Annotated in this window: 20 protein-coding genes; 6 read left to right on the forward strand and 14 right to left on the reverse strand. The window is 39.6% G+C overall.

Features of this window, described 5'->3' with window-relative positions; all coding sequences use genetic code 11:
- Positions 1-75: 75 nt before the first annotated feature.
- From OK025_RS00450 to OK025_RS00470, 5 genes are all read right to left on the reverse strand, one after another.
- Positions 76-339: a hypothetical protein gene (locus tag OK025_RS00450; RefSeq protein ID WP_070567322.1), complete on the reverse strand. Its 264-nt coding sequence runs from the start codon at positions 337-339 to the stop codon at positions 76-78.
- A gap of 27 nt (positions 340-366) precedes the next feature.
- The gene (locus OK025_RS00455; protein ID WP_317667856.1) at positions 367-1,068 is read right to left on the reverse strand and encodes an RluA family pseudouridine synthase; all 702 of its coding nucleotides are present in this window, start codon (positions 1,066-1,068) and stop codon (positions 367-369) included.
- 143 nt (positions 1,069-1,211) lie between these two features.
- Entirely contained in the window at positions 1,212-2,216 is a 1,005-nt protein-coding gene (locus OK025_RS00460) for an MlaD family protein (protein WP_070567326.1), read from the reverse strand.
- Positions 2,217-2,221: 5 nt separating this feature from the next.
- Positions 2,222-2,995 carry an ABC transporter ATP-binding protein gene (locus OK025_RS00465; protein WP_120336563.1) on the reverse strand — a complete coding sequence of 258 codons (774 nt, stop codon included), beginning with the start codon at positions 2,993-2,995 and terminating at the stop codon, positions 2,222-2,224.
- A 6-nt stretch (positions 2,996-3,001) separates the two neighbouring features.
- Positions 3,002-3,760 carry an MlaE family ABC transporter permease gene (locus OK025_RS00470; protein WP_075991659.1) on the reverse strand — a complete coding sequence of 253 codons (759 nt, stop codon included), beginning with the start codon at positions 3,758-3,760 and terminating at the stop codon, positions 3,002-3,004.
- Between the two features lie 256 nt (positions 3,761-4,016).
- Here OK025_RS00470 and OK025_RS00475 point away from each other — a divergent pair, with 256 nt between their 5' ends.
- From OK025_RS00475 to OK025_RS00485, 3 genes are all read left to right on the forward strand, one after another.
- On the forward strand, positions 4,017-5,594 hold the full coding sequence (locus OK025_RS00475) for a DUF6600 domain-containing protein (RefSeq protein WP_317667857.1): 1,578 nt from the start codon (positions 4,017-4,019) through the stop codon (positions 5,592-5,594).
- 159 nt (positions 5,595-5,753) lie between these two features.
- Positions 5,754-6,935 (forward strand): nicotinate phosphoribosyltransferase, encoded by a 1,182-nt coding sequence (gene pncB, locus OK025_RS00480; protein WP_317667858.1) that lies wholly within the window; start codon positions 5,754-5,756, stop codon positions 6,933-6,935.
- Positions 6,919-7,629 carry a class I SAM-dependent methyltransferase gene (locus OK025_RS00485; protein WP_317667859.1) on the forward strand — a complete coding sequence of 237 codons (711 nt, stop codon included), beginning with the start codon at positions 6,919-6,921 and terminating at the stop codon, positions 7,627-7,629. The genes pncB and OK025_RS00485 overlap by 17 nt, the downstream gene beginning before the upstream one ends.
- Before the next feature lie 46 nt (positions 7,630-7,675).
- Here OK025_RS00485 and OK025_RS00490 read toward each other — a convergent pair whose 3' ends face one another.
- The 8 genes from OK025_RS00490 to OK025_RS00525 all read right to left on the reverse strand — a co-directional run bounded on the left by OK025_RS00490 (position 7,676) and on the right by OK025_RS00525 (position 17,752).
- Entirely contained in the window at positions 7,676-8,608 is a 933-nt protein-coding gene (locus OK025_RS00490) for a DUF4097 family beta strand repeat-containing protein (RefSeq protein ID WP_317667860.1), read from the reverse strand.
- A 97-nt stretch (positions 8,609-8,705) separates the two neighbouring features.
- Positions 8,706-9,527 (reverse strand): hypothetical protein, encoded by an 822-nt coding sequence (locus OK025_RS00495; protein ID WP_317667861.1) that lies wholly within the window; start codon positions 9,525-9,527, stop codon positions 8,706-8,708.
- A complete protein-coding gene (locus tag OK025_RS00500; protein ID WP_317667862.1) occupies positions 9,517-10,074 on the reverse strand; it encodes a sigma-70 family RNA polymerase sigma factor in 558 nt (185 codons plus the stop codon). Before OK025_RS00500 ends, OK025_RS00495 begins: the two co-directional genes overlap by 11 nt.
- A gap of 227 nt (positions 10,075-10,301) precedes the next feature.
- Positions 10,302-10,784 (reverse strand): hypothetical protein, encoded by a 483-nt coding sequence (locus OK025_RS00505; RefSeq protein ID WP_317667863.1) that lies wholly within the window; start codon positions 10,782-10,784, stop codon positions 10,302-10,304.
- 68 nt (positions 10,785-10,852) lie between these two features.
- Complete coding sequence (locus OK025_RS00510; protein WP_317667864.1) at positions 10,853-12,448, reverse strand: SusD/RagB family nutrient-binding outer membrane lipoprotein; 1,596 nt, start codon at positions 12,446-12,448, stop codon at positions 10,853-10,855.
- A 12-nt stretch (positions 12,449-12,460) separates the two neighbouring features.
- Positions 12,461-15,802 carry a SusC/RagA family TonB-linked outer membrane protein gene (locus OK025_RS00515; protein ID WP_317667865.1) on the reverse strand — a complete coding sequence of 1,114 codons (3,342 nt, stop codon included), beginning with the start codon at positions 15,800-15,802 and terminating at the stop codon, positions 12,461-12,463.
- A 103-nt stretch (positions 15,803-15,905) separates the two neighbouring features.
- Entirely contained in the window at positions 15,906-17,006 is a 1,101-nt protein-coding gene (locus OK025_RS00520; protein ID WP_317667866.1) for a FecR family protein, read from the reverse strand.
- A gap of 188 nt (positions 17,007-17,194) precedes the next feature.
- Positions 17,195-17,752, reverse strand: a complete 558-nt coding sequence (locus tag OK025_RS00525) for an RNA polymerase sigma factor (protein ID WP_075991650.1) — start codon at positions 17,750-17,752, stop codon at positions 17,195-17,197.
- Between the two features lie 215 nt (positions 17,753-17,967).
- Here OK025_RS00525 and OK025_RS00530 point away from each other — a divergent pair, with 215 nt between their 5' ends.
- The 3 genes from OK025_RS00530 to OK025_RS00540 all read left to right on the forward strand — a co-directional run bounded on the left by OK025_RS00530 (position 17,968) and on the right by OK025_RS00540 (position 19,295).
- Positions 17,968-18,486: an NAD(P)H-dependent oxidoreductase gene (locus OK025_RS00530; protein WP_317667867.1), complete on the forward strand. Its 519-nt coding sequence runs from the start codon at positions 17,968-17,970 to the stop codon at positions 18,484-18,486.
- Between the two features lie 82 nt (positions 18,487-18,568).
- Positions 18,569-18,790, forward strand: coding sequence for a VF530 family DNA-binding protein (locus OK025_RS00535; RefSeq protein WP_120336572.1), 222 nt, complete (start codon positions 18,569-18,571; stop codon positions 18,788-18,790).
- A 55-nt stretch (positions 18,791-18,845) separates the two neighbouring features.
- Positions 18,846-19,295 carry a KTSC domain-containing protein gene (locus tag OK025_RS00540; RefSeq protein WP_088160655.1) on the forward strand — a complete coding sequence of 150 codons (450 nt, stop codon included), beginning with the start codon at positions 18,846-18,848 and terminating at the stop codon, positions 19,293-19,295.
- Positions 19,296-19,422: 127 nt separating this feature from the next.
- Here the strand turns inward: OK025_RS00540 and OK025_RS00545 are convergent, their stop codons facing one another.
- Positions 19,423-21,213 carry a hypothetical protein gene (locus OK025_RS00545; RefSeq protein WP_317667868.1) on the reverse strand — a complete coding sequence of 597 codons (1,791 nt, stop codon included), beginning with the start codon at positions 21,211-21,213 and terminating at the stop codon, positions 19,423-19,425.
- Between the last annotated feature and the right edge of the window lie 41 nt (positions 21,214-21,254).

Here is a 21,254-nt window from a genome sequence, read left to right on the forward strand (position 1 = left end):
AATACATTACCAATATGACACTTCGGACATTTGGAATGTATCATTGCATGGAATTTCGATGTGGGCATTAAGAATCTATTTTATTTCGTTTAAAAATTTCTTTGTTACGGGATTCTTCTTACGGTATTTTTTATACCACAAATAACCAAGGCCCGCCGCGGCTAGATAAGGTATTACCAATAGAAACAAAATACCGTCATTCAGACCTCTTCCTTGCATATTTCCTTCCTTCGTAGAATTCTCAGCGTTCAATGTACACATCGCACACTGTCCGTACGAAACAGACACAGCCGAGCAGCTTAAGGTAAATATTAAGAGTAAATATTTAAACCATTTCATAACACAAAGGTACTGAAATTTTAACGATTAACGTGCCAAAGATTCAAATTTATCCCAGAAGCCATCTTTCGGCAAAGAAGCGATCAATTCCATCTTATCCTTTTTTATTGGATGCGTAAATGCCAATGAACGAGAATGTAAACAAATACTGCCCAAAGAACTGCCTCTTGGATATCCATACTTATTATCACCAACAATAGGACAACCCATCGCTGCAAGTTGCGCGCGAATCTGATGTGTACGACCTGTTAAAGGTTCTACGCGCAGCAAATAGAATCCATTCAACTCACCCACCAATTTATAATCCAACTCGGCATAACTTCCGCCTTTCACTTCGCGTGGAAAGGCTTTTGTTACCCTTGTTTGTCTATTCCGAACCAACCAATTGATAAGTTTCCCCTCAGTTTTTCGCGGACGCTGTCTGACTATTGCCAAATAGGTCTTTTTCACATGTCTATCCTGAAAAAATTTATTCATTCGCTCTAGCGCCTTACTTGTTTTGGCGAACAAAATCATACCACTAACAGGTCTATCCAATCGATGAATAACACCAACAAATGCTTCATTTGGCTTATCATATTTCTTTTTCAAATATACCTTCACCATATCTTCCAAAGATAGGTCTCCTGTTTCATCCACCTGCACAATATCCCCCGCTTTCTTATTTATAGCTATAAGATGATTGTCTTCGTAAATGACGTCTTTATCGGTTATTTCGCTGTGATTCATTTCTTTCAAATCTAAAAGGAGTATCCAAATGCTATACAATACTTAAAGTTTGTTGACCCGGCTCCCCACAATTATGGTATTATTTATTAAAAAAGGCCCTACGCAAGCGTACAGCCTTTCCTTATCTTCTTTTTTAACACAACTTATTTTGCAGTGTCCGCTTTAAGCAACTCAGCTTTTTTCGCATCCTCCTTCATCTTCTTTTTAAAGAAACCACGCAACAAGAAATTATGCTGTAGCGCTTCCATATTCTCGTCCAGTTTGGATGTGCTCGAATTTAAATTATTGATTGCCGATTTAATTTGATTTGCCGATGCGGGGTCATTCAATAACACACCCACCGCATTATCTTTATCATTCAATCGACTTGAAGCATTATTCAAATTGTTGATCAATGCATTGGCAGTCTGAGAGACTCCTTGCAACTGCGCTGCAGACTGACGCAGGTTAGAGAATATAGCGGTATCAGTCGTTAAATCATGAATCAAGCCCTTATTGCTGTTTAAAGAGTTTGTCAAGGTAACCAAATTAGCAGATGCCTTGTTCGCATTATTCATTGCAGCACTGATTGACAATAACGTAGCACGCAATGTGTTAACCATAGAAGTATCGGTCAACATCGCTCCCACCATTCCTTTTCCATCCGCCAATCCACGTGATATTTCTACAAAGTCAGTAGTAATCTTTGCTAAGTTTTCATTATTTACCTGCAATGTTTCCATCATGGCTTCCATGTCCGCAGTCTTCGCCGAACGCAAGAAATCACCTGTCTCCACTGTTGGCGCATTTTGCGACCCTCCAGAAATCACTACGATCTTATTACCAATCAAACCGTCCGAGCCCAATTTTGTTACGGCATCTTTACGAATATATTCGGCAGATTTCTCCTCGATTGTCAATACCACCTCAACATCCTGCACACTTTTAAAATGTATATTCTTAATGATCCCTACCTTAACCCCAGAAAACCACACATTACTTCCCACTTTCAATCCAGCGACATCGGGAAATGAAGTCGTAATTTCGATATTTCTAGTAAATTTCTTTTGCTGGCTACCCAAAATAAAAATACCCGCTAAAAGAATCAATACGCCTAAAAAAACAAAAATACCGACAATGATTGCTCTTTTATTTTCTGCCTTACTCATGTATATTATAGAATAAAATTATAATTATAAAACGCTCTTACACGTGCGTCATCTGTATCAAAAATCTCTTCAAAAGACCCCTGTCTTTCAAACTTGCCATCCAACAACATTACAATACGGTCGCCCACCTCTTTCGCACAAGCCAAATCGTGGGTAATAATAATTGAAGCTGTTTTATACCTCTCCTGAACCTCATTAATCAATCCATTAATCTCCAAACAAGTGATCGGATCCAGTCCCGCTGTTGGCTCGTCGTACATCATGATTTCAGGTCTAAGAATCAGTGTACGCGCGATACCAATTCGCTTACGCTGTCCACCTGACAACTCCGATGGCATCTGATTGATCGCCTGCGAAAGCCCTACTCCATCCAAAACCTCTTCGACAGCGTGGTTGATCTCCGAACGTGTTAAGTTACGTTTATTTCGAACCAATGGAAATTCTAAATTTTCGCGCACAGTCATACTGTCATAAAGTGCACTATTCTGAAAAGAAAACCCTATTTTCAAACGTAATTCACGCAGTTCACGATCATTTAATTCAAGAACTGACTCACCCAAAACATTGATCGTTCCTTCATCCGGTCTTAATAAGCCCGAAATCAATTTGATCAACACTGATTTCCCCGTTCCAGAACGCCCAAGCACAACGAGGTTTTCTTCTTTATATAAATCCAGGTTGACACCACGTAGGACGTGATTATCACCGAAAGATTTGCTAACATCCCTAATTTCAATGACCGGCTTCGAATGGTCGATGGTTGATTTAATCTTTTCCATAGCTCGCTATCCAAAGAACGATAAAACTTGAACAATAATTATTTCCTCAATAAATACAAGGAACATCGAAGCGACAACGGCCGCATTGGCTGCCTTACCCACACCTTCAGTCCCCTTTGAAGAAAAATAACCGCAATAACAACTTACTGCTCCAATGGTAAAACCAAATATAACCGCACGCAAAACCATAGCGCCCAAATCCTTAAACGCTATCGTCTCAAATACCTGCGTAAAAAAACTCAAAAAGCTTAAGTCGTCTTTACTCATCATACTTAGGTAACCGCCTAAAAGACCTATCCCTGCTACATAAAAACACAGTACAGGAATTCCAATAGTTGTAGCTAATATTCTACTTACAATAAGATACTTATATGGATTGGTTCCCGAAACTTCCATCGCATCGATTTGCTCCGTGACATTCATCGAACTTAGTTCCGCACCAATTTGCGAGCCCACTTTACCCGAAGCTATTAAAGCTGTCACCAGGGGTGCAAGAGCACGAACAATAGCAATCGAAATAAGCGAAGGCAACATCGAAGTCGCCCCAAATTCTTCCAAAGAAGGACGCGATTGTTTTGTAAAAACAAATCCAACAATAAACCCCGTTAAACTAATCAAAGGCAAAGATTTGTAGCCTATTTCATAGCACTGGCGGACAATTTCTTTAAATTCATATGGTGGAGTTACCAATTCGCGCCAAAACCGTAGCAAAAAACGGTGAATGTTTGCGAATTCTAGAAAAAAAGTCTGAAGTTTTTTAGCCATTTAAATGATGTCTATTTCAAATTAATGTGTCTTAAAACACGTCTTATGCTGAACAAACACGTAGCAATTCGAGCGGTAAAGGTAAATAAAAAATATGTATCTAAAATTGTCGTTTATGTAAAAAGATCATCAATTTGACTTTTATATAAAAAAAATCAGATTTCCAGTGTACCGATTAAACCATTTTATACGTTATGCTGTCATAATAACAAAGACAACACAATAGAGTTTTGTCATACTTTTAAATATTACGGAAATGAAAAATTTAGGCAACATAAAATATTGGGTACTTGGTTTTATCGGTATCGCTTCTTTTTCAAGTTGCGCTACTTCAATGGCCCAACGGGGCGGATATACTGGTTATAACAATTATAACAATGCTGGAGTTTCATTCCAGATGTTCTACGATCAACTCTCCCCTTATGGACAATGGGTCAATGACCCCAATTATGGCTATGTCTGGATTCCGGACGTCGGCCCGAACTTCCAGCCTTATGCTACCAATGGTTATTGGACAATGACCGACTATGGTAATACCTGGGTATCCAACTATGACTGGGGTTGGGCTCCATTTCACTACGGTCGCTGGAACTATAATGACCGCTATGGATGGGGATGGGTTCCTGACTATGAATGGGGACCTGCATGGGTAAATTGGCGTCAAAGTAACGACTATTACGGTTGGGCACCAATGGGCCCGGGCATGAGTATCAATGTATCCGTTAATATTCCAATGAACTTCTGGACATTTGTAGCGGTCAATCACTTTATGAGTAGGGATATGGATAGGTATTATGTTAATCGAAGAAATTACAATAATATCTATAACAGAACCACTATTATCAACAATACTACGATAATTAACAACAACTATTATGTTGGTGGCCCTCGAAGATCTGACATCGAACGTTCGACAGGAAGAAGTGTGACAGTTAATAGAATCGCAAATGCCGATCGACCTGGATCTGCCCGTAGTAGCAGCAATCGGAGTAATGAAATCAGTATGTACCGTCCAAATGTAGACCGTAATACACGATCTTCTGCACGTCCTACAAATGTAGTGGATGCTTCTACCCGAACACGTAATAACAATAGTGAGATTTCAGATCGTACCAATCGTGTTATCAGCAATCGGGACAACATCGATTCAAGATCAGGAAGTCGTGAGTTATATATCGATAACAGCGGAAATGCTTCTGTAAGGTCTCGTAATGATGTCAACAACAACGGCGGTTCAAGCCGTAGTTCAAATAATAATACCAGGACGAGCGAAAATGGAACTGTAAATCGAAATACGAACGGTACACAACCTAATTCGAATAACTATGATTTTAGAACGCGGTCAGGTCGGCAATCGGATGCTTCAAACAATAACAACCCTACATCTACCAGTAGAGATAGACAAAATGGCTCCGTTGATAATAATGGTGTTATAAACGGCAGAAGTACAGACTACAATAGAAACACAGATTATAATTCACGTTCGCGGTCAAATGCGAGCAGCTCTGACCAGACTGTGCCTCCACGAGTGGTTCAACCGACAACAACGCCGCAACGCAATGGAAATTATGATGGCAGCAGAACACGTTCAAGCCAACCTGTGTCACAGCCTGTCCAAAATAGAAATAACGATGCTGGCAGCAGGAGCCGTTCGAGCCAACCGGTATCGCAACCTGTAGCACAACCAACTCAAAATCGGAGCTACGAAAACACAAGAAGTAGATCAAATACAGACAATTCATCTTCCGTATCGCGATCAAGGTCTTCAGAAAGCTCCGGTGAACGTAGCTCTGGACGTTCTTCACAAGGATCAGAAAGATCTAGAACAAGATAATGACAGCCGAATAAAATAATAATTCATATCTGGCGGGTAAAATGAAAAATTTTACCCGCCTTTTATATGCATGTCTTTTTATATTTATCATGAACAATCCCTGCATTTTCACGTTAATTATTAAATTTACCGCTTCAAACAAAAAACAGATCGATAAAGATGGCTTCAATTACCTCTATATTAGATAATGACTTTTACAAATTCACCATGCAGCATGCTGTGGTCAAGTTGTTTCCAAAGGCCAAGGCACGTTATCATTTTATTAACCGGGGACATCATAAATTTCCCGATGGTTTTGACGTGCTCCTGAAGGAAGCCGTCAATGAGATGGCTAATTTGAAGTTAACAAAAGCAGAAAAGGCATTTTTTGCCAGAACATGTCCTTATATAGACCCAACCTATTTTGACTTTCTTCAAGGGTATCGCTACGATCCCGAAGAGATAAAAATATTCCAGGATGGCCCCGACCTCGAAGTCATTATCGAAGGGTACTGGTACCGTACTATTCTTTGGGAAGTTCCGTTGATGTCGCTCATCTGTGAACTTTTTTATGAATCTCAAGGTTTACAACGTGCCTCGGATGCAGAAGTAATAGCCACGGCCAAAGATAAAATCGAAAAATATAAAAAACTCAATATCACGATTGCTGATTTTGGCACCCGCAGACGTCATTCTTATGAAGTCCATGATATGGTCGTTCGCACACTGAAGCAATATGGCGAAAAAACATTTATAGGTACCAGCAATGTTCATTTGGCAATGAAATATGAGACGAAACCAATTGGCACACACGCCCATGAATGGTTTATGTTTCACGCCGCCAAATACGGTTATAAAATGGCCAATCTACTTGGCCTTGAACATTGGTCTGATGTCTACCGGGGTGACCTCGGAATAGCACTGTCGGACACCTATACTACAGAAGTTTTCTTTCAGCAATTTGATAAAAAGTTAACCAAATTATTTGATGGAGTCCGTCACGATAGCGGCGACCCGCTTGAATTTACAGACAAGGTTATTGCACACTATAAGAAAAATGGAATCAATCCCCTCTCAAAGACAATCATATTCTCGGATGGCCTGGACTATGAGAAGGTCGAAAGAATCGCAAGCTACTGTGAGCGAAAAATCTTGCATTCCTTTGGCGTTGGCACCAATTTCACCAATGATGTGGGACTCAAACCCATGAATATCGTCATTAAGATGACTGACGCTTTACCAGAAGATGATCAATGGACTCCAGTTATCAAACTATCTGACGAACCGATGAAACATACAGGAGATGAGGACTCCATATATATTGCAAAAAAAGTATTAATGATTGATGATGACAATGCATAGAGATGTATACGGTGAGGCCTTAGATGATTACTTTGTACATCAAGAAGAAAAGTTCCCTTTAATACTCCATACAAGTTATGGCGACCAAGATGAAATGCCCGTCGAGATCTTCTTTCGGGAACCCGATGATTTTCCTGAACTGGAATTTATTGGACTATCCTTATGTGATGGACGTGTACTGGATGTTGGAGCCGGAGTTGGCAGCCATAGTCTGTATCTACAAGAAAAAGGTTTTGAAGTAGATGCACTGGAACTCTCGCAAACCGCCTGCCATATCATGCAGCAACGCGGGGTACAACATATTATCTGCGAAGATTTCTATAAATTCGAAGGCCAAAAATATGATACGCTATTGCTTTTAATGAACGGAATAGGTCTTGCCGGTGACGTAGATGGTTTCCGAAAACTATTACAGCATAGTAAAGAGTTACTGACCGAAAATGGCCAACTGATTTTTGACTCTTCAGACATCAGTTATTTGTACAACGATTACAACATCAAAAAACCAGCGCATTATTTTGGGGAAATTCAATACCAGTATGAGTACAAAGGGACTCGGGGAAATCTTTTCAAATGGCTCTATTTAGACCAGGATTTATTGATCAAAATTTCGCACGAACTGGGTTGGGTTGTCCAAATTTTATATGAAGATGAGAATGATCAATACCTCGTCCGCATGGAACTAAAAAAATAGCCTGTTGTTTATAACAGGCTATTTTTTTATTATATCATTATATATATTACTTCTGTGTTCTTATATAGATATCTCCTAAGGATGTTTTTAAAATAACATCCTGTCCACCACCGTTCATTTTGCCTTTCACTGCATTTCCCATGGGGTTTGATTTGGTTTCCTCTTCAGGTTTTTCGAATTGAAATTCGTCCGCAGCATAGATATTTCCCATAGCAGATTTTACATCCACGTTAGCGCCAAAATTCTTTGGAAAAGCAACATCTACGGCGCCCATGGCAGCGACCAAAGAAATCGGCCCTTTGACAGGTTGAACAAATTTGGCTGTAACATCTCCCTGTGAAACCTTTACATTAATTGGCCCGGTAACATTCAATAAATTCACGTTCCCCATCGTACTAGCAACTTCAACCTCAGCCCGGATATCTTTTAATTCGATAACTCCAGCATTAAACATGGCCCCACGCCCTCCTTTGATCGTCACAGGTAAATCCATTGGTATCTTGATACGAATAGAATCCTCTAAGGGCATTCCAACCATGCTTATTTCCGTCACTCCACCTTCTGTCTTGATATTCATACCAAGTCCTGAATTATCCGATAATCCCGAGCCATTGATCACACGTAGGCCTTTTGCGCGGTCATTTTCTTCAGTCTCCTCCACCTTGGCTGTAATCAGCACATCTTTTCCTTTATAACCTTCAATATAAACATTATCCAGTTTTAGTAAAAGCTTGTTTCCCAAGTTGGGCACTTTAATTTCTTTCCAGTTTTTCGGCCCACTACTACGACCGAATCCAGCGGAACTAAAAGTGAAATTATTACTATTATTTACTATAACGCCTGAAACTGCTCTGGCCTTTTTAGGAGGATTAGGAGGTTTTGGCGCAGCCACACTTTCTACAGTTTCATTTACCTGGGCCTGCAATGCGCTAGCAAAGATCAGTGCGACCCCAATCATCATTATCCTTATCTTTTTCATTTCGTTTTAGTTTGTCTTCATTATTTGTCAAATAATGCATTTTAAGCTTTTTCATAGATTAACCTACACAATCTGACTTCTACCTTAATATATCCTATTATTGATTTAATAATACCGCATATGCCTGTTCTTTCACAAATTTTAGGGTAAACGGATCTTCCACAATTTCATTTAACTTTTCTTTTGTCGTTGCTTTCATCGTCGGATCCTCCTGTTGGGCCATCATCTGCATCAGTTCCATTTGTAAAGTGGGATCATTTTGCTCCACAAAAAAGTCCTGAACCTTTTGAGTACGTTCTTCCGGGCTTAGTCCACTTAATATGGTTTCTATTGCAGCCATGCGTACATTACTACTCTGATCTGATACAGCAGTCTTTTCCAAAGCTCCCATACTATTCCGATCTAACTTTCCCCCATCTTTCATCGCCAAGACAGCACTTAAACGTGTGCTCGCGGAACTCGAATCTTGAAGCATCTGCACATAATCCATCCCTTTTTCCATTTCATGTTGATCAGTTTCCAATACACTCTCCCTGAAAGATTGTTTTTCTTTACTTTTTATCCCCGCTATTGCCTTAACGGGAGCTGAAGCCTCTTGGCTACCAGTATGAATTCCCATCACCTCAGCATCAACTGCTTTTGCGTTGTCTTCTTTTTCCGGAACAGTAATAGGATGTACCGCAGCCACAGGCTTTTCTACTTCTATTTCTCGTTGTTGGTTAAAAGCAATAAAAGTTGCTGTCCCAACTAACAATGCTGCTGCCGCAATACTAGCCCACTTCCATAAAGGTTTAATCTTTCTTTCCTGAACAGGAGGAACTACTTGTGGTCTTATTTTATTCCATAAGTCAGCCGAAGGTTCCCTCTGATCAAATGCCTCCCGATTAGCGTTTACAAAATCTTTTAAATTATCCCGCATAATTATACCTTTCCTTCAATTGTTCGTATATTTTCTTTTTAGCACGATGATACTGGCTGCGTACCGCCACCGCCGTCATCCCTAATGTTTCCGCAACTTCATCATGGCTCATATTTTCAAACAGATAAAGGTTTACCACCATCTTAGGTACACCGGTCAGCTGATCGATTACAGCTTCTAAATCTGTCAAACGACATTCACGCCATTCTTTTTCCAGCAATTCGTCTTCGCCATCATCCTTAATTTCCAAATCATCCACCGGCGTAAAATATTGCTTATTCTTCCGTAACAGTGAGATTGCCTTATTCACCCCCATCCTTCTCAACCAGGCTTCCACACTGAGAACTAAATGCCATTTATCTGATCTTGAAAAAAAGTCAACAAAGGTTTCCTGTAAAATATCTTCACTTTCTTCCTGATTGGACAAAATTCGATAAATAGAATTAAAGATCTTTTTTGCATACCGATGATAGAGCTGTGCAAATCCAGACTCATTGCCCGTTTGGCACATCGCTAATAAATCTTTATCGCTAAGCTGATTTTGCACGTTCTAAAATTAATACAGTTAATTCTTATGTTTCTACTATGTAGTCGGGGCTCTGCTGAAAATGTTGCAATATAATTTTATTTTTTTTCTAAAATAATTCTAAAAATGCACAAAAGCCCATTAAAGGGCCTCCGTTAAACAAAAAACACTCAAGAATAAACTTGAGTGTCTGCATTAATAAAATAAACTTAAGAAGGATTTTAAAACTCCAGGTATAAGATTATCGATTATTTAACTTTTAGATAGGTCTCCACAATGGTATGTTTAACTCCCAATTCAGGTAAGTTTTCCTCACCGGTCTGAACCAATGTATCTCCTTTTAAAGTAAGTTGAAAATCAAACTTATTACTTTCCCAATCGCGCATTGAACAATATTGTAATCTTTCTTGATAGTTGACACCATCAAAAGAATAGGTGCCCCCGCCTGCGACAAACAGCGGTTCTTTACCTTTACCTTTTTCCTTATCGTGGTTAAAAAAAGAAAAATGGTCATCATTGAACATTTTAAACATTTCGGTTTTGCTCGTGTCCGTAAAAGCAGTTACCGTATCTTTCCCTTTGATTGTTTTGCTTTCAATAAGCTTATAGGTACCGGTCAAGGATTTGGCTTTTACTGCATCCGCATCTTTCTTTTCGGTATTATTTTTACATGAAAAGGCAAGACAGGAAATCGCAATCGCAAATAGCAGTTGATTTTTTAGGTTTATCATATTTTATAAAAGGTTTAAAGAGGCCAAACTACGAAAGTTCAGCCTCAATCAAAAACAAACCATTGTAATTATTTATCCCACCAAACTCGACCGGACAACTTATCTCCGCCAGGTACTGCAGCTGAAGCTGCTCTGTAGTTTTCGCCATTGATAGCCGCTTCAGTAGAAGGATAAGGGAATCTTCTTGGAATAGTCCCCGAAGTAGCATTTCCTGGATAATTCACAGGAGTTAACGCCGGATATCCGCTTCTGCGCCAGTTGCTCCAGGTTTCATAAAAATCGAGCATGGTTATCGTATGCGCCCAATATTGGGTATTGATCTGCTTCAAAGCGTTTGCTGCATCGAATGGATGAGCCGCTAGATACGTTTCTGCATCTGCGTCACTGATCGCTAATGAGCCATCATACTGATTCAGATAGGTAATACTTGCCTTCACACCTTTTTTATAATGATCGCTTGCACTACCACCTATTCCCCAACGTTGGGCTGCCTCAGCCAACAGCAACTCGGATTCGCCATAGGTCAAAATAAATGTCGCACCGGTCCGCTTGATCATATTAGGATTGGGCGAAGAATATTCTGCAAATGTCGTATAACTTGGGTCGCTACTAATGTTATACTGCGCGTTTGATCCCAAATCTTTTCCATTCGGCATCCCCTTTTGCTTGGTTGGATCTGTGATAAAACTCCCGTTCTGTGTTTTGTCCTTTTCTGATAAATATAGTTTTGTAACAGCAACCTTTTGTAACCTCGGATCACTATTGCTTTTTAGGTAGTCAATAAACGTTTTAGACCATTTCACATAATAATTCTCTTGGCCACCATCGCCCAATAAAACCTGGCTATTTCTATTCTGAGTAACCCTAGATCCTGATTCATCATGTAAAATAAATGCATTGTCGGCATTACTGTCCATTGTCTTACCCACAGCCTTCTGTACATATTCCTTCGCTTTAGATTCGTCTACTTTAACCAAACGCATTGCTGTTCGTAAGAGCAGAGAATTGCCAAATTTACGCCATTTGGCAATATCACCTTTATAAATAACATCACCAGTGACTTTATCACCATCATCCTTTAATGCTGCAGTAGCCGTTTCAAGTTCCTTTAACAAATCGTTATAGATGTCCTGCTGCTTATCATATTTCGGTTTATAAACTTTGGTATAAAAACCCAGTCCCGCCTCCGAATAGGGAACATCACCATACAAATCAGTCAAGCGAGCAAAAATTAAAGCTTTCCAAATACGTGCGACATTGTACAGATTTGCATATTTTGGTTTGTCTTTTGTAAACTCAACCACATCCACAATATTACGAACCTGCTCAATATAGGCCCCAACTGTACCCGTACCCCAATACGCCGCGGTATAGCTTTCATTCAGCATATATTTATCGCCGGCCCAATAACTCACTACAGTCGATAAACCCTGCATCATTGTCGACGAGTAAATTAGATTTCCACGCCATGTATCGTATGCAAAATCAAAACTTCCTGTATAAAATAATTGTGCAGAGCTCAATGTATAATTTGGATCCCAATTTTCTTTACCATAAGCAACGGGGTCTGTATTTATCTTATCAAAATCTTTTGTACAGCTACTTTCCATAAATAATGTCGCTGCCATTAAACTAATAACTACCGGTTTAATATATCTTTTCATGATTGTTTGCAATTAGAATTTAACACTTAAATTAACACCGTAAGTACGTACTGCAGGTACACCTCCAAGCTCCAGGCCCGGGAAAGTTGCATTATAGCTCGACTCTGGATCTATGTTATTTGTTTTCTTCATGATCGTCCAGAGATTGCGCGCTACAGCACTTACTGTAATCGACTTAACTTTGTTATTAAATAGATTGGATGGGAAAGTATAGCCCATAACGACCTGTCTCAATTTCACAAAATCAGCGCTGTTTACAAATATCTTAGATACATTATTTGCCGTATTGGTATAATAGGTAGAAGCTGTTCTGCCCAAGCTTTCACGATCAGCCACAGTTTCCTGATGTAATCCAAAAATATAACCGTAGTAATCTGTTCCCGAGAAAAGCTTTCCACCCCATTTTCCATCAACCAAGAAAGAAAAATTGAACCTTTTGTAGCTAAACTCATTATTCCAGCCAGCAAACCATTTATTCATTGCCGAACCATAGGACTTTAACTCACCCCGGTCAGGAGAACCATCGGCCAATTTTACGATCTCGCCATTACTATCGTATTTATAATCGAAAGCCATGATCTGGAAAGCAGGCATACCAACTTTATTCATTAAGTAACCTACACCCGAACGCGAAGTCGCTACCGTCTGTTCGTCCATTCCCTCAGCCAATGAAATCACTTTATTGTCGTTGTAAGAACCATTCAATGAGGATACCCATTTAAAATCTTCCGTTTTGACAACTGTGGCTGAAATCAATGCTTCAAATCCCTTATTTTGCATTTTACCGGCATTGAGTACAGCACCGGCATATCCGCTTGCGGAAGGCGTTGTGATAAAGGAAATTTCATCTTTCGACTTTTTGTTATACCATGTTAGATCCAAATTTACACGATCATTAAAAAGACGCAACTCCGTTCCAATTTCCAACTCTGTTGCCGTAGAAGCTTTTAAGGAAGAGTTCGGAATATTCACATTGTTAATAACCCCTAAAGGTTGTCCGTTGAGTACCTCACTTCTAAAATTATAGGTTAACAAGGTTTGATAAGGATCTGTTGCCTGTCCTACCTGAGCAAAACCTGCTCTCAACTTTCCAAAACTCAACCATGATGGTTTTAGATATTCTGAAAAGATAAATGAACCCGAGATTGCGGGGTAAACAGAGTTCAATTTATTATCTACTCCAGGTGTAGCTAAAGTAGAAAACCAGTCAGAGCGTAAACTACCAGTCAAATAAGCTATATCTTTATAAGCAAATTCTAAGGTACCATAAGTAGACTGTGTCTCCGATTCACTTTCAAGATACGCTACCGACTTATTTTTTGCGTTCAAAATATTATACACACCAAATATCGCGAAGTCAGTACCTAAATTGGTCGTCTGTCTGATTTTAGTATTTCGGTAACTCGCACCTAGATTAGGTGTAAGGGTATAATCTCCGAAAGTGAATGACTTACCGACCAAAACATCGGCATTAATATCTGCAAATTTAGTTTCCTGCTCTGCAATTTTACCATTCTCATAATAGCCGGTGCCAGAAGGAACAACATTCTTATAATGATCGGTATAACCATCTCTTCCTGCCCTTCCCTGAACAAACAAACCATTACCCATGGTATACTTTGCTGTTACGGAAGCGATCGAACGATCCCGGTTCGTATTATTTATAAACTCATTTGCTGCAAACCAAGGGTTGGTTGCATACACATTCCCTGAATTATAGAGGATTTCTTTTCCATTGTCATCTTTCCATGGCTTCAAATCGTTTACATTGATGCTCGTTGGCAAAAACATGACGTTGTAATTGGCATTTCCAGCACCGTCAGAAACCATTGGACGATTTTTGACTTGCTCCAAAATCATATTATAGCGTGCATCAATCGTCAAACCTTTGAGTGGCTCAAAAAGTCCAACCAAATTAAAGGATTGTCTTTTCAATCCTGAATTCGGAACAACAGATCTGTTATTGACATCTGTTCCTGACAGACGAATAGAGCCACCATCAAATGATTTATTTAATGCCAGCGTATTTGTCCATGTGGAACCAGTACGATAAAAGCGATCTAAATTCCCCTTTTGTAATGAATAAGGTCTTGATGCGCCATCGAATTGTACAACGGGTGTTCCATCTAATTTAGCTCCCCAGCTTGAACCTCCCACTTGGGCTGCGCCTGCTTGGGTCGTTGGCTTCTCACCGTTTGCCCCCTGACCATAGACTGTTTGCCAATTCGTGTTGTCTATAATTTGCTCGGCAACAAGGTTACTATTAAAATCGATCGAATTGCCTTTTCCTGATTTTGTTGTAATAAGGATAACCCCTGCCTTGGCTCTTGAACCATATAATGCAGACGCTGCAGCACCTTTCAGTACCGAAATACTTTCTATGTCGTCTGGGTTGATATTGCCGATTGCATCGCCAAGATCGGGTGCATTATCCCATTGGCTTCCGGAATTTCCTTTAGAGTTAGCATTTCCGATACCCACCGGCTTACTTTCCATAGGAATACCATTAATTACGTATAATGGTTGATTTGTCTGGTTCAAACTCGATACTCCGCGGATGGTCACATTGGACGCAGCTCCGGCACCGCCAGAGGTAGAACTAATATCCAACCCGGCCACCTTTCCGACGAGTGAATTCATCACATTATTTTCACGGGCTGTGGTTAGCGATTCACCAGCAACCTGCGTAACAGAATACCCCAATGAGCGCTTCTCTTTCTTCATACCCAATGCCGTCACAACGACCTCATTGAGCATCCGATTATCTTCCAATAAAACAATTTTCAGATCCCCCGCTTTGGTTACGGCCACTTCTTGCGAAGTGTAACCTGCAAAAGAAATAATTAAGGTATTTCCTGTTGCTGCATCAATCGTAAAACGTCCATTGATATCTGTCGCTCGTCCTACCGCGGTTCCCTTAACACGTACCGTAGCACCAGCTAAGGGATTGCCTTTATCGTCCGTGACGACACCTGCGACAGCCACCTGCTGCTGTTGACTGACAACCACAAGACCTTCCTTAGAAACGGAATAAACCAATCCACTTTTATTGAAAAGCTTAGCCAATACATCCAATACCTTGGTATTATTCGCATTGACTGACACTTCTTTATTTAAATTTTCATTCGTCGAATTATAGACAAAGTAATAATCACTTTGCTCTTCGATCATTTTAAGTACCTTGCTCAATTTTGTTTTTTGGACATCCAAGGAGACTTTTTGTTGGGAAAATACATTTGCCGAAACATTCATAACAGCACACGTAGTCATAATTAAGGCTAGTTTCATCCGGATAATGAATCTAAAATGCACAATATATCCATTGCGCATTTGCAATAAGCAATTTTTAATCATATTTTAGTGTTGGTTAAAATTAATATGAAGCAGCACGCCCCAATGTTGCTGCTTTTGGTTAATCATTTTTTCAATGAAGGATGGTGTTGGTCCACCATCCTTTTTACTTCTCTGATATAGTTATTTTTCTCCCATATACATTAAATTTAAAAGGTTCAACTTTTTGTAAAGCACTCAATACCTGAGCAATATCTTCTTTACTGAAGGTTGCTGTAAAACGGTATTGTTTTAATCGGTCGTTTTGAATGTCTATATCCACATCATACCAACGTTCCAACGTCCGGCGAAGCGATTCAAAATCTTGGTCCACGATTTCTAATCTATTTTCACGCCATGCAATGTCTGGTATTTCAGCTGTATTGGATTCTATTGTAGGGATGTTCTCTATGGCAATCTCCTTAACCGGTAATTTGCTCGCGATTGGTTTATTGTTTTTACGAGCAATTGCTATTTCAGCTTGATTCTTAAAGATCGTGATTTTTTGATTCGGTTTGATAACAACAGAATTTTCACGCTGTCCTTTGCTCGTCATTTCAATCGATCCTTCGACAAGCAGTGCTTCTGCTGTGGGTTCATCGGCATAACTCTTCACATTAAATGTTGTTCCCAGGACCTTGATATCAAAATCAGATGCTTGTACCACAAAAGGTTTCTCCTTATTCTTGGCCACCTGAAAATAACCTTCACCCGCAAGCCGCACCACACGCAATTCCTGATTGAAATCTGCCGATAACTCCAGTTTGCTTGCAGAGTTTAACGTAACAGTACTTCCGTCACTTAATTCGAAGGTCTTTTTTTCACCATTTTTTGTTTGATAGACCTGGCCAATTGCGCTTATTGGTAATGTCGTATCAACTTTGCCCGGTTGAGCATAATACCAGATACCGCCCGATATCAAAGCGACAAATACAGCGGCAATGGCTGCCCATTTAGGCCAGTTAAGCCGATAGGACACGCGATGTTCTACTGGAGCATTTTGCAGATCTGTCTTCAATTTTTCCAATTGCTCATTCACAGGTCTGCGGTTACCAACCAAGAGTTGAAATAGGCGTTTGGCTTTCAGAATCGTCTCCGCTTGTTCTGGATGATTCAGGCTATATTGTTGCCAGTATAGAATACAGTTTTTATCTTCTCCCGAACAATACTTTTGAAAAGTATCATCAATCAAAAAATCTTCTAACTGTTTATAATCTTTTTGGCTCATTCTTTTGGGTATTTACTCTATAGTGCCCTAAAGCCTGGCTTTTTCCTAAAGAAAATTTAAATTATTTTTCAAATAACTGAAAATCAATCAATTATTTTACACAATAAATACCAACACACCTACTTTTGCAAACATCGTACGCGCATGTTATTATTGAAAGCCTTAAAATAAAAAGCCAGACACAGAACTTAGATATCTTTCAATTCCTCCCTCAGAATCTTTAAAGCATCATAAAGCGTATTGTAGGCAGTTTTCACCGACATCTGCGTAGTTTCAGCTATTTTTTCATAGGAATAGCCCTCAAAAAACTTCAGATTCACCAGCTGTTTCTGACGAAAAGACAACTTCTCCAACGCCTCCTTCAAACGGATCTGTATAATTTCATTCGTCTGTACTTTGATGACAAACTCCTCATAGGGCATCTCCACCCAGTCATCTTCAGCTTTCACATTTTGAAGGGCTGTATTGATTTTATGTTGTTTCTCCAGTAGACGCAGAATACGTCTTTTTAAAAAAGTAATGAGATAGGACTGTACATTTTCTACCCGATCTAGCTGTTCTCTTTTCTCCCAAATTTTAACAAAGACCTGATCGGTTGCTTCACTTGCCAAGTCACTGTCGCCACAAGTGCGTATTCCAAAATTGACAAGCTCTTGATAGAGCGCCGCATATAGATCAAAGAAGGCCGTTTCGTCTCCAGTACGAATACGTTCCCACAATAAGCGGTACCCCATTTTATTTCTCATAATAAAGCATATAATCCGAAAAAAGCCAATAATAAGTCCTCAGTTCCAAAAGTATAAACTTAATCGGTAAAAGGAGAAAGAAACGAAAAATTACATTGAAGCGAAGAAGAAAGTCAATCGTTTGAATTGAATATTGTAATTTAGTTCCTGCATTAAGAATATACAAAGTAAAAACACAGCAGCAGTATACAGCTGTTGACTAGATTTAAACTCACATGAAAACTATTTTTGCCATTATAGGTAGTGCCAATACACATTCATCCAATCATCATATTGTAAGCCACCTCCAACAGGAGATTAACGCCGACATCAATTTCACCGTATTTGACCGTCTGAAAGAACTGCCTCATTTTGATCCTGAAGAGAGCCAGTCTCATCCACCTATTGAAATTATTGCACTTCGTCAGGTAATAAACGATGCCGATTTGGTATTGATCAGTAGCCCTGAATATATTTTCAGTGTGCCCAGTGGATTAAAAAATCTACTTGAGTGGTGTGCTGCAACCACGGTTTTCACCAATAAACCCGTTAGTATCATTACTGCTGCTGCGCAAGGCGAAACAGCGCATATCGAACTACAACGTATCCTGCAGGGACTGGGCGCTCAAATTGACGAAAAACGAAATCTGCTCATACAAGGAGTCAAAGGGAAACTGGATGCCACTGGGGCAATTTGGGACGAACAGCTCAATTTAGAACTAGAAAAGCTAGCCACACAACTTAAAGAATATTAATAATTTCTAGGTTCAGCTCCATTTTCATCCAAACCATAAAAATTAGCGCAATCCATTATTTGAAGATTATTATCTTTACGGCATGCAAGAACAAATTAATAATCCATTACACGGAAAAAGGCTCGACACCATCATTGAATATTTAGTGGAGTACTATGGTTGGGAAGAATTGGGACAACGCATATCCATTCGATGCTTCAATGACAACCCGAGCGTCAAATCTTCCCTAACTTTCTTAAGGAAAACACCTTGGGCTAGAGAGAAGGTCGAACAGCTCTATGTAAAAACCTTGTTGAAGAAATAAGTTTTTTTCATATTTCATAACGAATAATCTGATTATTAAGCATATCTTTGCCGCCATGAAAAAAATTGCCGACTACCGGAAGTTACTTAACGTAGAGAAATCTGTGGATCTTAAAACCCTGAAATCTACCTACCGGACAATCATGAAAGAATGTCATCCCGATAAATTTGTCAATGATGAAGAAGGTCGTTTGGCTGCAGAGCAAAAAAGTGTGGAAATGATTGAAGCCTACCATTTCCTGGTAAGCATCTGTCCTGAAACATTAGAGCAACAGTTGCCGATCTACACGGAAACAATTACCAATTCTGGTATTCAGGATATTGACTGGAAAGCACAAATATTGACAGTCACTTTTCACGACGGCAGTCAATATGAATATTTCGGTGTTCAGCGGAATGACTATATTAAATTTGTCAACGCAGATTCTTTAGGTCGATTTGCCCGTAGACACATCTTCCATTCTTATCCTTACCGCAATGTATTAAAGACTGCGACAGTTGCTTAAACACTGTCCTTTCTCAGCTATACAAAGATAAACGCCCGCTATCAGATTGATAGCGGGCGTTTACGTAAAATGTTAAATGTTTAAAAGCTATCTATAGAACAATGCTATTACCAAATAGTTTTTAGTTTTATAATTTTAGCATAAGACCTGCCATTCCACCACCATAAAACGTATTTCGGGTACGGTCTCTCCGCCAAGCTTTCCACAATGTACTACCACCATAAATTGAATTCTCGTCTCTTTCCGCATAGTTCAGGCTGGGAGCCACAAATATAGACATGCGCTCACTTAGTTTAAACGCTGGAATTACCCGCAGCGACGACTGATGATTATCCAGGCTTTTAAATTTCTCTGTCAGATAATTACCTGTAGCTATTTCCGTACGCAGACTAAACTTGGTCCTATTGATCAATATTGCCCCTAATCCTGCTTCAAAGGCATATTTATCCGGTCTATTGCCATCGAGTGCCCTATTGATCGATAATATACTGTAGAGTACACGACCACCTGAACGAAATTGTAGTCCGAGATAGCTATCCTCATTGACCGCTACTGAAAGACTCTGCTCACCATTTTTAATAAAATTAAGCAGACCAATGGGATAATCACTACTATCAGCAATATTAACGATACCTGCCAGCTGAACTCCCCTTACTTTTTTAGCTTTATTAGCGATGCCTGCTACTTGACTTCCAACAGTCGATTCGCTATTGTTAAATATGCTAGCAAGCTGTGTCGTTCCCGAAGCTTCTTTCGCCAAATTTAAAACACCTGCTATTTGAATACCACTAACGGTATCCGCTTTGTTAAAAACCCCCGCTATTTGCAGACCTTTCACTTCCCCGGAAACATGGTTTCCTACACCGGCGATCTGTACCCCACTTACATTTCCTCCGACACCATTGAAGACGCCTGCCATTTGCAAACCTTTCATTTCTCCGAACACACGGTTTCCTACACCGGCAAGTTGTACGCCATGCACACTTCCCCCAACGGCATTGAAAACACCGCCCATTTGCAAGCCTTGCATATCATATTGATTAATATTAAATACGCCACCAAGCTCAATGCCTTTTACCCCCGCAGTAGATCCACCAATAATGTTTATGGAAAATTTATTCACAATTTGCGATTGTATAAAACCATGTGTACTTAATCCCGGTGTCATCGAAATTTGGTATGGGCTATACAAAAACATCCCGCCTAAATTCATACTTTGGATCTTTTGGGCAGGAGACAGAAATACCCGTCCCCAAAAAGATCGATAAAGACCATGATCTTCTTCATACCCTTCAAAATAGCCGTATTCACGCTTCTTCTTATCGCCAATTTGCGCTTCTATCGGAAAAATCACCATAACACTGGTGTCCCGAAAAGCCTCCTTACTAACGTTCACAGCAATGAGGTTACTTTTTTTCTTTACGTCCAACTCAAAGTAACCATTTTGGTCTGTCAACGTAGACAATAAAGCACTTCGATCAAAGATACTGGCATTCGAAATCGGATTATTAGTCCGAATATTTTTGATATACCCCGCTATGACAACTTTGTTTTTATGAGGTGTCTTCACTTCAAACTCCACCGACATCCGCTGAGGTGTATATTGAATAATAATATGCCTTCCAAGTTCTTTAAAACTATATTCCTTGCCCAAAATCCGATCCAGATAATCATACAAATTTCCTTTGAAGGCCTTAGTATGAATCACACTGTCTGTCTGTAGGATGTTTCCATTAAAGGAGAACAATACATCCTGTTGCTCCTTCAACAAGCGAAAAACTTCACCTACTGTAGTCTCTGGATAGGCTGGTATTTGAATCGCTGCAGCGAGCTTTTGCTGTGCCCTTCCCAAATGGAACGAACACAGCATTAAAATGAAGAGATAAAGCTCTACCCTCTTTATAAAAAATAGTATCATGTTGTTTTCTATACAATTTTGTTCTGAAAATATATCTATCT

The organism is Sphingobacterium sp. UGAL515B_05 (assembly GCF_033097525.1).
Taxonomy (GTDB): Bacteria; Bacteroidota; Bacteroidia; order Sphingobacteriales; family Sphingobacteriaceae; genus Sphingobacterium.

Excerpts from the sequence above, each read along its gene's own strand:
- OK025_RS00450 (WP_070567322.1), bottom strand. The coding sequence starts at position 339 with ATGAAATGGTTTAAATATTTACTCTTAATATTTACCTTAAGCTGCTCG.
- OK025_RS00455 (WP_317667856.1), bottom strand. The coding sequence starts at position 1,068 with ATGAATCACAGCGAAATAACCGATAAAGACGTCATTTACGAAGACAAT.
- OK025_RS00460 (WP_070567326.1), bottom strand. The coding sequence starts at position 2,216 with ATGAGTAAGGCAGAAAATAAAAGAGCAATCATTGTCGGTATTTTTGTT.
- OK025_RS00465 (WP_120336563.1), bottom strand. The coding sequence starts at position 2,995 with ATGGAAAAGATTAAATCAACCATCGACCATTCGAAGCCGGTCATTGAA.
- OK025_RS00470 (WP_075991659.1), bottom strand. The coding sequence starts at position 3,760 with ATGGCTAAAAAACTTCAGACTTTTTTTCTAGAATTCGCAAACATTCAC.
- OK025_RS00475 (WP_317667857.1), top strand. The coding sequence starts at position 4,017 with ATGAAAAATTTAGGCAACATAAAATATTGGGTACTTGGTTTTATCGGT.
- pncB (WP_317667858.1), top strand. The coding sequence starts at position 5,754 with ATGGCTTCAATTACCTCTATATTAGATAATGACTTTTACAAATTCACC.
- OK025_RS00485 (WP_317667859.1), top strand. The coding sequence starts at position 6,919 with ATGATGACAATGCATAGAGATGTATACGGTGAGGCCTTAGATGATTAC.
- OK025_RS00490 (WP_317667860.1), bottom strand. The coding sequence starts at position 8,608 with ATGAAAAAGATAAGGATAATGATGATTGGGGTCGCACTGATCTTTGCT.
- OK025_RS00495 (WP_317667861.1), bottom strand. The coding sequence starts at position 9,527 with ATGCGGGATAATTTAAAAGATTTTGTAAACGCTAATCGGGAGGCATTT.
- OK025_RS00505 (WP_317667863.1), bottom strand. The coding sequence starts at position 10,784 with ATGATAAACCTAAAAAATCAACTGCTATTTGCGATTGCGATTTCCTGT.
- OK025_RS00510 (WP_317667864.1), bottom strand. The coding sequence starts at position 12,448 with ATGAAAAGATATATTAAACCGGTAGTTATTAGTTTAATGGCAGCGACA.
- OK025_RS00515 (WP_317667865.1), bottom strand. The coding sequence starts at position 15,802 with ATGATTAAAAATTGCTTATTGCAAATGCGCAATGGATATATTGTGCAT.
- OK025_RS00520 (WP_317667866.1), bottom strand. The coding sequence starts at position 17,006 with ATGAGCCAAAAAGATTATAAACAGTTAGAAGATTTTTTGATTGATGAT.
- OK025_RS00525 (WP_075991650.1), bottom strand. The coding sequence starts at position 17,752 with ATGAGAAATAAAATGGGGTACCGCTTATTGTGGGAACGTATTCGTACT.
- OK025_RS00530 (WP_317667867.1), top strand. The coding sequence starts at position 17,968 with ATGAAAACTATTTTTGCCATTATAGGTAGTGCCAATACACATTCATCC.
- OK025_RS00535 (WP_120336572.1), top strand. The coding sequence starts at position 18,569 with ATGCAAGAACAAATTAATAATCCATTACACGGAAAAAGGCTCGACACC.
- OK025_RS00540 (WP_088160655.1), top strand. The coding sequence starts at position 18,846 with ATGAAAAAAATTGCCGACTACCGGAAGTTACTTAACGTAGAGAAATCT.
- OK025_RS00545 (WP_317667868.1), bottom strand. The coding sequence starts at position 21,213 with ATGATACTATTTTTTATAAAGAGGGTAGAGCTTTATCTCTTCATTTTA.